Origin of the sequence: Mumia sp. zg.B53, assembly GCF_019550935.1 — a bacterium.
GTDB lineage: Bacteria > Actinomycetota > Actinomycetes > Propionibacteriales > Nocardioidaceae > Mumia.
Genome location: NZ_JAHWCK010000004.1, coordinates 248186 through 262051, shown reverse-complemented (window position 1 = coordinate 262051; position 13866 = coordinate 248186). Strand labels below are relative to the sequence as shown.

Annotated in this window: 13 protein-coding genes; 4 read left to right on the top strand and 9 right to left on the bottom strand. The window is 70.0% G+C overall.

Annotated elements, in window-relative coordinates; translation table 11 throughout:
- Position 1 precedes the first annotated feature (1 nt).
- Positions 2-1030: a phosphotransferase family protein gene (locus KV102_RS15560; RefSeq protein WP_220346817.1), complete on the top strand. Its 1029-nt coding sequence runs from the start codon at positions 2-4 to the stop codon at positions 1028-1030.
- A 19-nt stretch (positions 1031-1049) separates the two neighbouring features.
- The gene (locus KV102_RS15555; protein WP_220341126.1) at positions 1050-2258 is read left to right on the top strand and encodes an acyl-CoA dehydrogenase family protein; all 1209 of its coding nucleotides are present in this window, start codon (positions 1050-1052) and stop codon (positions 2256-2258) included.
- 12 nt (positions 2259-2270) lie between these two features.
- Here KV102_RS15555 and KV102_RS15550 read toward each other — a convergent pair whose 3' ends face one another.
- From KV102_RS15550 to KV102_RS15535, 4 genes are read right to left on the bottom strand one after another with little or no spacing between them, the layout of a single operon-like run.
- Entirely contained in the window at positions 2271-3053 is a 783-nt protein-coding gene (locus tag KV102_RS15550; protein ID WP_220346816.1) for an SDR family oxidoreductase, read from the bottom strand.
- A gap of 1 nt (position 3054) precedes the next feature.
- On the bottom strand, positions 3055-3819 hold the full coding sequence (locus KV102_RS15545; protein WP_220341124.1) for an SDR family oxidoreductase: 765 nt from the start codon (positions 3817-3819) through the stop codon (positions 3055-3057).
- Complete coding sequence (locus KV102_RS15540; RefSeq protein WP_220346815.1) at positions 3816-5039, bottom strand: acetyl-CoA C-acetyltransferase; 1224 nt, start codon at positions 5037-5039, stop codon at positions 3816-3818. The genes KV102_RS15545 and KV102_RS15540 overlap by 4 nt, the downstream gene beginning before the upstream one ends.
- Before the next feature lie 39 nt (positions 5040-5078).
- Complete coding sequence (locus KV102_RS15535; RefSeq protein ID WP_220341122.1) at positions 5079-6224, bottom strand: acyl-CoA dehydrogenase family protein; 1146 nt, start codon at positions 6222-6224, stop codon at positions 5079-5081.
- A 101-nt stretch (positions 6225-6325) separates the two neighbouring features.
- Between KV102_RS15535 and KV102_RS15530 the strand changes: the two genes are divergently transcribed.
- A complete protein-coding gene (locus tag KV102_RS15530; protein ID WP_220341121.1) occupies positions 6326-6907 on the top strand; it encodes a TetR/AcrR family transcriptional regulator in 582 nt (193 codons plus the stop codon).
- An 85-nt stretch (positions 6908-6992) separates the two neighbouring features.
- Here KV102_RS15530 and KV102_RS15525 read toward each other — a convergent pair whose 3' ends face one another.
- Entirely contained in the window at positions 6993-7529 is a 537-nt protein-coding gene (locus tag KV102_RS15525; protein ID WP_255559266.1) for a YceI family protein, read from the bottom strand.
- 143 nt (positions 7530-7672) lie between these two features.
- Between KV102_RS15525 and KV102_RS15520 the strand changes: the two genes are divergently transcribed.
- Entirely contained in the window at positions 7673-8158 is a 486-nt protein-coding gene (locus KV102_RS15520; RefSeq protein ID WP_220341119.1) for a MarR family winged helix-turn-helix transcriptional regulator, read from the top strand.
- 15 nt (positions 8159-8173) lie between these two features.
- Here KV102_RS15520 and ettA read toward each other — a convergent pair whose 3' ends face one another.
- The 4 genes from ettA to KV102_RS15500 form a co-directional block, all read right to left on the bottom strand.
- Entirely contained in the window at positions 8174-9856 is a 1683-nt protein-coding gene (gene ettA / locus KV102_RS15515; protein ID WP_220346814.1) for an energy-dependent translational throttle protein EttA, read from the bottom strand.
- 91 nt (positions 9857-9947) lie between these two features.
- Positions 9948-10418 (bottom strand): single-stranded DNA-binding protein, encoded by a 471-nt coding sequence (locus KV102_RS15510; RefSeq protein WP_220346813.1) that lies wholly within the window; start codon positions 10416-10418, stop codon positions 9948-9950.
- Positions 10419-10520: 102 nt separating this feature from the next.
- On the bottom strand, positions 10521-12146 hold the full coding sequence (locus KV102_RS15505; RefSeq protein ID WP_220346812.1) for a GTPase: 1626 nt from the start codon (positions 12144-12146) through the stop codon (positions 10521-10523).
- Between the two features lies 1 nt (position 12147).
- Positions 12148-13866: a dynamin family protein gene (locus KV102_RS15500; RefSeq protein WP_301022093.1), complete on the bottom strand. Its 1719-nt coding sequence runs from the start codon at positions 13864-13866 to the stop codon at positions 12148-12150.

The window sequence follows — 13866 nt, the reverse complement described above, 5'->3', positions numbered from 1 at the left end:
CATGACCGACCTCCCAGGCCTGGACCTGGACCGGCTGGGCACCTACCTCGAGGACTCGGTGCCCGGCCTGGTCGGAGGTCCGCTCACCGGATCCGTCATCCCGGGCGGGCGCTCCAACCTGACGTACGACGTGACCGACGGCGAGACCCACGTGGTCGTGCGTCGCCCGCCGCTGGGGCACGTGCTCGCCACCGCGCACGACATGCGGCGTGAGTTCACCGTCATCAACGCGCTCGGCTCGACGAACGTCCCGGTCCCCCACGCGTACGTCCTGTGCGAGGACACCGACGTCATCGGCTCGCCGTTCTACGTGATGAGCAAGGCCGAGGGCCGTGCTCTGCGGCGTGCCGGAGAGCTCGAGGAGCTGGGGCCCGAGCGCACCGCCGACATCGCCGGCCTGTTGATCGACACGCTCGCCGACCTCCACGCCGTCGACCCGGCCTCCGTGGGCCTCGAGGAGTTCGGGCGGCCGCAGGGCTACCTCGAGCGCCAGGTGCGCCGGTGGACCAAGCAGGCGGAGGCATCGAAGAGCCGCGACCTCGCCGGGTACGAGGAGCTACGTGACTTCTTGGGCACGCACGTGCCGACCCACTCCGACGCGACGATCGTGCACGGCGACTACCGTCTCGACAACGTCCTCGTCGACACCTCCCCCGACGGCAAGGACGCGATCACCGCGGTCCTCGACTGGGAGATGGCCACGCTCGGCGACCCGCTCTCCGACATCGCCCTCACGATCGTCTACCAGGAGATGGGCCGGTCGACCCGCAACAACGCGGTGGCCGACGCGACGGCAGCGCCGGGCTACCCGACGGTCGACGAGGTGCTCGAGCGCTACTCCTCCCGGAGCGGACGCGACGTCTCGACGATGGGCTTCCACCTGGCGCTCGGCTACTTCAAGCTCGCGATCATCACCGAGGGCATCCACTACCGCTACACCCAGGGCCAGACGGTCGGCGACGGCTTCAGCCGCATGGGCGCGGCGACCGAGCCGCTGATCGCCGCCGGCCTCGCCTCGGCCCGCACCTGACCCCCGAGCAAGGAGCACCATGGACTTCGGGTACGACTCCACGACGATCGAGCTGCGCGAGCGGCTGCTGGGCTTCATGGACGAGCACGTCTATCCGGCCGAGAAGGAGTTCCACGCGGCGGTCGACGCCCACCCCGACCACTGGGGCCCACCACCGATGATCGAGGACCTGAAGGCGGAGGCGCGCAAGCAGGGCCTGTGGAACCTCTTCCTTCCCGGTGACGGCGGCGCCGGGCTCACCAACCTCCAGTACGCTCCCCTCGCCGAGATCACCGGCCGCAGCTCCGCCATCGCGCCTGTCGCCCTCAACTGCGCCGCGCCTGACACCGGCAACATGGAGGTGCTCCACGCCTTCGGCACCGAGGAGCAGAAGCGCGACTGGTTGGAGCCGCTGCTCGCCGGTGAGATCCGGTCCGCGTTCGCGATGACCGAGCCCGATGTCGCCTCCTCCGACGCGACCAACATCGCGACGTCGATCGTGCGCGACGGCGACGACTACGTGATCAATGGGCGCAAGTGGTGGATCACCGGCGCGATGAACCCCAACGCCGCGATCTTCATCGTGATGGGCAAGACCGACCCGACCGCCGGACGGCACCGCCAGCAGTCGATGATCCTGGTCCCGCGCGACACTCCCGGCGTCGAGATCGTCCGCGGGATGCACGTCCTCGGCTACGACGACCGTGACCACGGAGGTCACGCGGAGATCGTGTTCACCGACGTGCGCGTGCCCGCGTCGAACCTGATCGCGGGCGAGGGCGACGGATTTGCGATCGCCCAGGCCCGTCTCGGGCCCGGCCGGATCCACCACTGCATGCGGGCGATCGGGATCGCCGAGCGCGCGATCGAGGCCATGTGCCGACGCGCCAGCAGCCGGGTGGCCTTCGGTCGGCCGCTGTCCGAGCAGGGCGTGGTCCGCGACTGGATCGCCGAGTCGCGGGTCAAGGTCGAGCAGCTGCGCCTGCTGACGCTCAAGACGGCCTGGCTCATGGACACCGTCGGCAACCAGAGCGCGCACGCCGAGATCCAGGCGATCAAGATCGCCACGCCCCGCACGGTGGAGTGGATCCTCGACAAGGCGATCCAGACGCACGGGGCCGCCGGGCTCTCGCAGGACTTCCCGCTGGCCGCCGCGATCGCCGGCATCCGTACGCTCCGGTTCGCCGACGGCCCGGACGAGGTGCACAAGAACGCCCTCGCCAAGGCCGAGCTCCGTCGGCACGCCTGACGCGGCGCCGGCTCAGAAGTCGGCGCGCAGCTCCTCGACCCGCTGCTGGAGCCGGTTCATGCCACCCAGCCAGCGGTCGGGGTCGGCTGCCTTCGCCCGCACGTAGTCGGCGACCTCGGGATGGGGCAGGATCAGGAACCGGTCGTCCTCGAGCGCGTCGAAGACCGTCGCCGCCACGCGCTCCGGCGTGATCGCGGTCTCGGTGAGGGTGACGTCCCCCGCCGGCCCGGAGTCGTCGAGCATCGCCGTACGCACTCCCTGCGGGCACAGCGCCTGCACGACGACACCCCGGTGCCGGTAGGTCGCCGACAACCACTCGGCGTGCGCCACGGCAGCGTGCTTGCTCAGCGTGTACGGGGCAGAGCCCAGCATCGTCAGCAGGCCGGCGGCCGAGGCGGTCGCGACGAACCGCCCCTCCCCCTGCTCCAGCCACTCCGGCAGCAGCGCCCGCGCGGCGCGGACGTGCGCCATGACGTTGACCTGCCACGACGTCTCGAAGTCGGCGTCGGTCGCCGTCGCGGCGTCGCCGCGGGCGATCCCGGCGTTGGCGAAGAAGACGTCGATCGACCCGAGGTGGTCGCGTGCAGCGTCGACGAGGGCCTGGACGCCGTCGGCCGAGGCCGCGTCACCGGCGACCGCCAGCCCTCCGACCTCCTCCGCGACCCGTGCGGCAGCGTCGCCATCGAGGTCGTTGACGACGATCCGCGCACCGGCTGCGACGAGCCGGTGCGCGATCGCCCGTCCGATCCCGTTGCCGCCGCCGGTGACGACGACACCCGCGCGATCGGGAAGCACGTCAGACCCCGCCGGTGAGGGTGAGCCCGCCGTCGACGACGATGTTCTGCCCGGTCAACCACCCGGAGTCGTCCGACAGCAGGAACGCGACCACGGAGGCGATGTCGGCCGGGACACCGAGGCGCTTCATCGGGTACGCCGACGCCACCTCGTCCTCTCGACCCTCGTACAGCGCCGACGCGAACCGCGTCTTCACGACCGCCGGCGCGACCGCGTTGACGCGCAGCTGCGGGCCGAGCTCGACCGCGAGCTCCTGGGTGATGTGGATGAGCATCGCCTTGGTGGCTCCGTAGAAGCCGATCCCGGGCGCCGGCTTCGTGCCCGCGACCGAGGCGACGTTGACGACCGTGCCGCCGTGGGTCTCCATCCAGGCAGCGTAGGCCCGCTGCGTCCAGGACAGGGCACTCAGCACGTTGACCGCGAACATCTTCTGCGCCGCCGCCAGGTCGAGATCGATCATGCGCCCGTAGACGGGGTTGATGCCGGTGTTGTTGACCAGGTGGTCGAGGGACCCGAACACCTCCAGCGTGCGCGCGACCGCCTCCTCCTGGTGGGCAGGGTCGTCAGCCTTGCCCGGGACGCCGATCGCCACCTCGGGGCCACCGAGGTGGACCACGGCCTCCTGCAGCGCCTCGTCGTTGCGGGCAGTCAGGCACACCCGCCCACCCTCGTCGACGATGCGCTGCGCGATGCCGAGCCCGATGCCACGGCTCGCCCCGGTGATGATCGCGGTGCGGCCCTCGAAGCGCTTCGCGCCGCCGGTCACGACAGCCTCTCGAGCACCATCGCCATGCCCATGCCGCCGCCGACGCACATCGACTCGACGCCGAACTGCTTGTCGTGGGTCTGGAGCGAGTTGATCAGCGTCGCCGTGATCCGAGCACCGGTCATGCCGAACGGGTGACCGACCGCGATCGCACCGCCGTTGACGTTGAGCGTGTCGATGTCGATGCCGAGCTGCTGGGCCGAGCCGAGCGACTGGACCGCGAACGCCTCGTTGATCTCGAACAGGTCGATGTCGCCGAGAGCCATCCCGGCGTTCTTGAGCGCCTGCGGGATCGCCTCCACCGGGCCGAGCCCCATGATCTCCGGGGAGAGACCGGTCACGCCGGTGGACACGATGCGCGCCAGCGGGGTGAGGCCGAGCTCCTTGGCGCGGGTGTCGCTCATGATCACCAGGGCCGCGGCGCCGTCGTTGAGCGGGCAGGCGTTGCCGGCGGTCACGGTGCCGTCGGGTCGGAAGACCGGCTTCAGCTGCGACACCGCCTCGTACGTCGTGCCGGGGCGGGGGCCGTCGTCGACGGTGACCTGGGTGCCGTCGGGCAGCGTGACCGGGGTGATCTCCCGCTCCCAGAAGCCGTCCTTGATGCGCTCCTCGGCGAGGTTCTGGCTGCGCACCGCGAAGCGGTCCTGCTCCTCGCGGCTCATGCCGAGGATCTGGGCGACGTTCTCGGCGGTCTGGCCCATCGCGATGTAGACGTCAGGGAGCCGGTCGTCCTCGCGCGGGTCGGTCCAGGTCTGACCACCCTTCGAGAGCTCCTCGGTGTGCTGCGCAGCATCGGCGAAGACCGGGTTGGTGATCTCCTGACCGGGGATCGCGTCGCTGTTGCCCTTGACGAAGCGGCTGACCATCTCGACACCGGCCGAGATGTAGGCGTCGCCCTCGCCCGTCTTGATCGCGTGGAACGCCATCCGGGTGGACTGGAGGCTCGAGGAGCAGTAGCGGGTCACGGTGGTGCCGGGCAGGAAGTCGTAGCCGAGGAGCACAGAGACGACGCGCCCCATGTTCATCCCCTGCTCGCCACCCGGCAGACCGCACCCGAGGATGAGGTCGTTGATCTCGCGCGGGTCGAGCTCGGGCACCTTGTCGAGCGCGGCACGCACCATCTGCGCGGTGAGGTCGTCAGGACGCATGTCCTTGAGCGAGCCCTTGAAGGCGCGGCCGATCGGCGAGCGCGTGGTGGAGACGATGACGGCTTCGGTCATGAGGATTCCTTGTCTGAGGGGCCGGATCTTGTCGTGTGGTCAGAGCCCGAGGTCGCGACCGATGAGCTCTTTCATGATCTCGTTGGAACCCGCCCAGATCTTGGTGACACGGGCGTCACGCCAGGCACGGGCGACTCGGTACTCGTTCATGTAGCCGTACCCGCCGTGGATCTGGACGCAGTGGTCGAGCACCTCGTTCTGGACCTGCGACGACAGCCACTTGACCTTGGCCGCGTCGATCGCGGTCAGCTCGCGCGAGGTGTGCGCGAGCACGGCGGCGTCGACGTACGCCTCGACCGACTCGATCCGCGTCACGAGCTCGGCGAGGAGGAACTTGTTGTGCTGGAACGACCCGATCGGCTGCTTGAACGCGTGCCGCTCCTTGGCGTAGGCGATCGTCTCGAGCAGGATCTGCTTGGCGTGCGCGACGTTGGAGACGGCGCACGACAGCCGCTCCTGCGGGAGACGCTCCATCATCGCGATGAACCCGCGGTCGACCTCGCCGATCACCTGGTTGTCGCTCACCCGCACGTCGGAGAAGAACAGCTCGGCTGTGTCGGACTCGCTCTGGCCGACCTTGTCGAGCTTGCGGCCACGGGTGAAGCCGTCCATGCCGGTCTCGACGGCGAACAGCGTGATGCCCTTGGCGCCCTTCTCGGGGCTGGTGCGGGCCGCGACCACCACGAGGTCGGCGGACCAGCCGTTGGTGATGAAGGTCTTGGAGCCGTTGATGACCCACCCGTCACCATCGCGCACGGCGGTGGTCTTGAGCGCGGCCAGGTCGGAGCCGCCCGACGGCTCGGTCATCGCGATCGCGGTGAGCAGCTCGCCGGTCACGAAGCGCGGGAGCCACCGCGCCTTCTGCTCGTCGGTGGTGAGCTCGACGAGGTACGGCGCGACGATGTCGGAGTGGATGCCGGTGCACGACGGGAGGGCGGCGTTGACCTTGGACAGCTCCTCGGCGAGCACGGCGTTGAAGCGGAAGTCGCGTGCCTCGGCGCCGCCGAACGCCTCGGGGACCTCGAGGCCGAGCAAGCCCTGCTTGCCGGCCTCGAGCCAGTAGTCACGCGGCAGGCCCTTGTCCTCGGCGTACGCATCGGCGTGGGGCAGGACGCTACGCTCGACGAACGCCGCGACCGATGCGCGGAATGCCTCGTGGTCGTCGTCGAAGATGGCTCGTTTCACGGAGTGCCTCCGGGTCATGGGGTCACGATCACCTAGAGTGTACTAAGCGATCGCTTAGCGCCAGGGGTCCCCCACCCCGCCGTCGAAGACCAGGAGCGCCCATGACCGAGGTTCCCGCACGCGAGCGGCTGATGGACGCCGCAGTCGAGGCGTTCGCCGAGCGTGGGTTCCACGCCACGACGACTCGCGACATCTCGACGCGGGCGGGCATGAGCCCGGCAGCGCTCTACGTGCACCACGCGTCCAAGGAGCAGCTCCTCTACGAGATCAGCTCGGCCGGCCACCTCAATACCCGCAACATGATCGCCGCCGCGTACGCCTCCACCGCCGACCCCGTCGAGCGGCTCGCCACCATCCAGTTCGAGTTCACGCGGTGGCACGCGGTCCACAGCAAGCGCGCCCGGGTGGTCCAGTACGAGATCTCTGCGCTCACGCCTGAGCACCGCAAGGAGGTCGCGGGCTACCGGCGCGACATCGAGCGCGTCTACCGCGACGCGATCGGCGAGGGCGTCGACAAGGGCGTCTTCGAGGTCAGCGATGTCCCTGGCACCGCGCTCGCCCTCATCTCCATGGCGATCGACCTCGTCCGCTGGTATCAGCCGGGTGGGCCTCGTACGCCCGAGGCTGTCGGCAACCTGTATGCCGACCTGGCGCTCCGAGCCGTGGGGGCCGTGCACCGCTGAGCACAGCAAGACGGCCGCCCCGGTGCCGTGGGCTCCAGGACGGCCGTCGTCGTCATCGACGTCCTCGGGACGTCGGTGTCGCGTGCTACTGGGCGAGGACGGCCTCGCCGGTGATGATGATGCTGATCTTGTCGCCGATCATGACCTTGTCACCCTCGAGCGGGATGTTGAAGTCGATGCCGAAGTCCTTGCGGCTGATCGTCGTGGTGGCCTCGATGCCCACGCGCGTCCCGCCCCACGGGTCCTGACCCTCGCCGAGGAAGTCGACGGCCAGCTCGACCGGGCGAGTGACGTCCTTGATCGTGAGGTCGCCACGCAGGACGAACTCGGTGTCGGACTTCTCGACGACGCCGGTCGACGTGAAGGTCATCGTCGGGTGGGTCTCCACCGAGAAGAAGTCGGACGAGCGCAGGTGGGCGTCACGATCAGGCGTGCCGGTGTTGATCGAGACGAGGTCGATCGTGGCGGTGGCGGTCGAGTCGGTGATCACGGGCGCGGTGGTGATGCTGCCCTCGAACCTCTCGAACTTGCCGCGAACCTTGCTCATGAGGTGGCGGACGGTGAAGCCGATCTCCGTGTGGGTCGGGTCGAACGTCCAGGTGCCTGTGGTGATCTGTGCCATGGGTTGCATCCTCTTCGGGCGGGTTGTGCTCGTCGGTCTGGTCTGGCGCTGGCGATCCGCTAGGTTCCTGCGGTTTCAACCAACTGCCGTCACGATAGCACAACTGATTTAAGATCCAACTATTCCCGCGCTACACTTCTCGCATGACCTCGACCACGCAGGCTTCCCCCGAGACACGCTGGCTCGACGACGGCCAGCAGGCGATCTGGCGGTCGTTCCTGGGCGGCTCGACGGTCTTCTTCGACCAGCTCGACCGCGACCTGAGGCGCGAGCACGACCTCTCGATGCCCGAGTACGAGATCCTCGTCCGCCTGTCCGAGGCCGACGACTGGACGCTGCGGATGGCCCAGCTCGCCGACCAGGTCTCCCACTCTCGCAGCCGGGTCACCCACACCGTCGCGCGCCTCGAGCGCGCAGGGCTGGTCGTGCGCCGCTCGTGCGTCTCGGACGGCCGCGGGGTCAACGCGCAGCTCACCGAGGCCGGCATGGAGCGGCTGCGCGAGGCAGCCCACACCCACGTCGGCGGCGTACGCCGATATCTGTTGGACAACGCCACCGACGAGGAGTTCGAGGTGATCGGTCGGGTTTTCGAGCGCATCCGCAACGACCTCGGCGGCGCGCGCTTCTGACCGACCCTCGGTGGATCAGTCGCGGGTGAGGCGCCGATAGGTCAGCGCGTGCGGCCGTGCAGCCTCGGGGCCGAGTCGCTCGACCTTGTTGGCCTCGTAGTCGGCGAAGTTGCCCTCGTACCAGTACCAGCGGGCTGGGTTCTCGGCGTCGCCCTCCCAGGCCAGCGTGTGGGTGGCGACCCGGTCGAGGAACCACCGGTCGTGGGAGACGACCACGGCACAGCCGGGGAAGTCGAGCAGCGCGTCCTCGAGCGACTGAAGCGTCTCGACGTCCAGGTCGTTGGTCGGCTCGTCGAGCAGCAGCAGGTTGCCGCCCATCTTGAGCGTCAGCGCCAGGTTGAGGCGGTTGCGCTCACCGCCGGAGAGGATGCCGGCACGCTTCTGCTGATCGGGCCCCTTGAATCCGAACGACGCGACGTAGGCGCGGCTCGGCATCTCGAAGTTGGCCACCTTGATGTGGTCGAGGCCGTCGGACACGACCTCCCACACGTTCTTGGAGGGGTCGATGCCCGACCGGGACTGGTCGACGTAGGAGATCTTGACCGTAGTGCCCACAGTGAGGTCGCCGGAGTCAGGCTGCTGCTCACCGGTGATCATCTTGAACAGCGTCGTCTTGCCGACGCCGTTGGGACCGACCACGCCGACGATCCCGGCACGCGGGAGCGAGAAGCTGAGGTTGTCGATCAGCGTCCGCTCGCCGAACGACTTCTTGAGGTCGCGGACGTCGAGGACCACGTCACCCAGGCGGGGGCCCGGCGGGATGTTGATCTCGGAGAGGTCCACCGCCCGGCTGCGCTCGGCCTCGGCGGCGAGCTCCTCGTACCGGGCCAGACGCGACTTGCTCTTGGCCTGGCGCGCCTTCGGGTTCGAGCGGACCCACTCGAGCTCACGCTCGAGGATCTTCTGCCGCTTGGCGTCCTTCTTGCCCTCGACGACCAGCCGCTGCTGCTTCGTGTCGAGGTAGGTCGAGTAGTTGCCCTCGTACGGGTGGGTCTTGCCGCGGTCGAGCTCCAGGATCCACTGCGCCACGTTGTCGAGGAAGTAGCGGTCGTGGGTCACGGCCAGGACGGCGCCTGGGTACTTGGCGAGGTGCTGCTCGAGCCAGAGCACGCTCTCGGCGTCCAGGTGGTTGGTGGGCTCGTCGAGGAGGAGCAGGTCAGGCTGCTGGAGCAGGAGCTTGCACAGCGCGACACGCCGCCGCTCTCCACCCGACAGCTTGTCGACGAGGGCGTCCGGCGGCGGGCACCGCAGCGCGTCCATGGCCTGCTCGAGACGCGAGTCCAGGTCCCACGCGTTGGCGTGGTCGAGGGCGGTCTGGAGGTCGCCCATCTCCGCGAGAAGGGAGTCGAAGTCGGCGTCGGGGCTCGAGAGCTCCTCGCTGATCGCGTTGAAGCGGTCGAGCTTGCCCTTGATGTCGGCGACGGCCTCCTCGACGTTCTGGAGGACGGTCGCGCCGTCGGTGAGAGGCGGCTCCTGGAGGAGGATGCCGACGTTGGCCCCGGGATCGAGGTGGGCGTCGCCGTTGCTCGGCTGCTCCATGCCGGCCATCAGCTTGAGCAGGGTCGACTTGCCGGTGCCGTTAGGCCCGACGACACCGATCTTGGCCCCGTGGAGGAAGGAGAGCGTCACGTCGTCGAGGACGACCTTGTCGCCGAGCGACTTGCGGACGTTGCGCAGGGTGAAGACGTAGTCAGACATGATGGGTCAAGGGTAGGCGCTCCCCCGGCCGCCGCGTGAATCGGACCGTCGAGCGGCCTGCGGCCGCGACGGCCGGGACGGAAGCGGGGCGTCAGACAGCCACCGGCTCGCCCCGCGGAGCGGCCCCGTCGACGACGTGCGTGCTCTCGAACGCCGCGACCGCCTGGCCCTCGCCGCCTGCGGGCTCGGGTGTCGCCGCGGGCTCGTTGCGGTGGAACTCGGTCGTCCCACGGTTGAGGTCGTGGCAGACCGCCGTCGCCTCGAGGACGTCGCGGCGGTGCTGCTCTCCGGTCTCCCGGTCTTGCCAGGAGTGGGTCCGGAGCCTGCCGATCACGACGACCGGGTCACCGAGGGCGAGGGAGGCGCCGGCGTTCTGGGCGAGAGCGCGGGTGGCCTTGACCGTGATCCACACGGTCTCGAGGTCGCGCCACCCGCCCTGCTGGCGGTCGTAGTAGCGAGGCGTGGATCCGACCCGGAACATCGCCCAGGCGAAGCCGTTGCTCTCCCTGAGATCCACCGGCGTGCCGAGGTTGCCGTACACGGTCATCTGGTTGTCGCTCATGTGCTGCTCCAATCATCGGGGACATCCCGATGGTGGGGCCCGCCAGAGCGCGGCGGCAGCACGCCGCCGCCGGCTGTGGACGGCGGCGCGCTGTGCGCGACGTCAGATGCGGCGGCCCAGGGCCGTCGCGATGCCGCGGCGAACCTGGTCGTACGCGGCGAGCTCGTTGTCGACGGGCGCGAGGACCCGCTCGCTCGCGACGTCGACGATCGTCGCTCGGAGCGCCTCGTCGATCTCCTGCGCCCGGCGACTCGCTGAGGACTTCGCTGCCACCGTCGCGACCATCGCGAGCACCAGACCGATCACCAGCCCTCCGACCGAGAGGTAGACGGGCAGCCAGACTCCGCCGATCATCGGCGCCGCTGCGTCGCCGGTCACCTCCGCGCCGACCAGCGCGAGCAACCAGAGCAGACCCGCCACCGTCACCGCGAGCGCCGTCCACTGGACCGTCTTGACGACCGACCACCAGGTCGGCGCGCGGTCGAGACCCAGCCCGGTGCGGGACATCGCGTGGTCCAGCACGTCGGCCAGGTCGCGGTTCGGGACGACGACGGCGCGGCGTACGGACTGCACCCACGGCGGGGTCAGGCCGATCGTGGCCTTCTCGGCGACGTCGCGGACAGCCACGTCGACCGCCGGCCGCTGCACCCTCGCGCTCACGTCATCGAACTCGAGCGACCGCAGGGCCCCGCCCTCGGCGGCCGAGGGCCGCTTCGAGCGGCCGACGAACCGCAGCGGCGGCCACGTCGTCGCCGTGACCGCACGCGAGACGAGGGCCTTCTCGGCCGAGTCCGCGACCGCCGACACGCCCGCTGCCTCGGCGAGGGTCGCCACCAGCTGGTCGCGGTCGGAGTCGGTCAACCCGATCGCCGGCACGTCTCCGCTCATCTGCTCGAACGCCTTGGCGATGTGCTCGACGTCGGCACCGGTCCGCATCCCGGCGGCCTGCTTGTCCCGGATCTTGCGGACCAGCGCGCGCTTGAAGTCGTCCACGCCGTCGCCCCGCAGGGCGGACACCGCGATGAGCGGGACCCCCGCCAACCCGTCGTCGGCCAGGAGCCGGCGGACGTCCTGCAACGTCCCGTCCCACTTCTCGGGTGGCAGCCTGTCGATCTGGTTGAGCACGACCATGGTCACGCCGGCGTGGCGGGCCAACGGGCGGAGGTAGCGGTCGTGGATCGCCGCGTCGGCGTACTTCTGGGGATCGAGGACCCACACCAGGACGTCGGCGTACTGCACGAGCCGATCGACCTCGAGGTGGTGGCTCACCTCGGTCGAGTCGTGGTCGGGCAGGTCGAGGAGCACCAGCCCGTCGAGGTTCGTGTCGTCGGGGACGGTCCCGAGCGGGCTGGTCAGCGACATCTGCTGGCGCTCGGGGATGCCCATCCACTCGAGCAGGTCACGGGACCCGCTCTCGCCCCAGGCGACTGCCATCGCCCAGGAGGTGGTCGGGCGGCGCACGCCGACGGCCGACAGCTCGATGCCGGCCACCGCGTTGAACAGCGACGACTTGCCGGAGCCGGTGGCACCGGCGAGTGCGACGACCGTACGGTCGCTGGCCAGGCGCAGGCGGTCCGCGGCGCGACGGACGACGGTGGCGCCCTCGTTCACCAGGCCAGGGTCGAGCCGGCCGGAGGCGGCATCCACGGCGGCGGCGAGGCCGTCGACGCGCGCGGCGACGTCACCGCCATTCGTGCTGAACAGCGGTGCGGGTGGGGTGTCGTTCACGTCAGTCCCAGTCCTCGGGGATCAGGTCGGTGTGGCGTGCATCCTCGGCGGCCCGAGCAGCGGCTCGAATGCTATCGGCTGCCGAGGGTGCTGCGGCAGCCCGTGCGAGCACGTCGTAAAAACGCTGGCGTTCGTCTCGCAGAACGGTCGCGGCTCGCCGGAGAAGGTCTTCTTTGGCGAGGTCGAGCAGCTGTCGCGCCGTCGTCTCCCCGAAGACGTCGATGAGCAGCTCACGGGCCGTCGAGGCCCCGGTGGCGATCTCCTCGTCGCGGGGTGCGAGCTCGTTGATGACGCAGACGCCGAGCGTGACCGCGGAGCCGGTCGTGCCGAGGGCGAGGAAGCGGGACGTCATCCGGCGTTCGGAGCCCTCCGCGCGCACGATCTCGGTGCAGGCCTCGATCCAGTCGGCGGCGATCCGCTCGGCTCGCGGACGCAGCATGCGGTTGGCACGCTCCAGGTCGCGGCCGGCGTTGCGCAGGAGGATGGCGCCGGCAGGCACCTGCTCCCACAGCTGGTACGCCGCGTGGGCGCCGGCCTCGGCCTGCTCGAGCAGCAGCAGCTCGACGTTGTGGGACAAGCTCTCCTGCACCTCGTTGACGCGCGCTCGACGGCCGCGGACGCTGTCCACGATGCGGTCGCGCAGTCGCCCGATCTTGTCCTCGTTGCCGCGCAGCAGGTCGCCGGAGCCGGCGAAGTCGCGCCAGCGCGCGGCCAGCTCGCCGCGCATCAACGTGCCGTCGGAGAGGCTCTTGGCGAACGCGGCCTCAGCGCCGTTGTAAGCGCGGTCCACGTCCTCGACGAGCCCGGTGAGCACCGTGCCCTGCTCGGCGACGGCGTCGGCGACGTCGAAGGCCCCGAAGACGATCTTGCGCACCGCGCCGTCGAGGGTCTGGGTCACGATCGACGCACGCACCTCAGGGTCGCCCGCCAGGTCGTGGAGCCAGTTGAGGATCGGGGCGACCGCGCTCGGCGGCAGAAGTCCGTCGTCGTCGACCTCGGCCTCCAGGACCGTGAACAAGGGCGAGTCCTTCAGGCCACGTGCGGTGAGCATGCGGGCCAGGTGGCCGCGGACCTCGCCCATCGACTGGTCGGGCGTACGGTCCAGCACGATCGCGACGGCGGCACTGCGCTCGGCGGCCTCGCGCAGGTAATCCCACGGGACCTGGTCGGCGTACCGTGCGGCCGAGGTGACGAACAGCCAGAGATCTGCCGCGGCGAGCAGCTCGCTCGCGAGCCGACGGTTCTCGGCCTCGACGGAGTCGACGTCAGGGGCGTCGAGGAGCGCGAGGCCCTTGGGGACGGTGTGCGCGGGCACCAGCGTCAGCGCCCGGGTGTCGTGCGACTGGGTGGTCGCACGCGCCAGGTCGGGCAGGATGCGGTCGGGCTGGAACCACTCGGCGTCGGCGGGGTTGTGCACCAGCACCGCTGACCGCGTCGTGGGCCGCAGGACCCCCGAGGCGGTGACCCGGCGGCCGACGAGCGAGTTGACCAGCGTGGACTTGCCTGCGCCCGTCGACCCGCCGACCACCGTCAGCAAGGGCGCGTCGAGCTGCACCAGGCGAGGCAGCACGTAGTCGTCGAGCTGTGACAGCAGTCGGCGCTGCGCCTCGCGCCCGTCGGACGCCCCCGCGATCTCCAGCCCGAGAGCAGCACCGCTCAGCTCGGCGCGCAGCTTGAGCAGCGCAGCGAGCAGGGTGGCGGTAGAACCGTCCCTCGACAC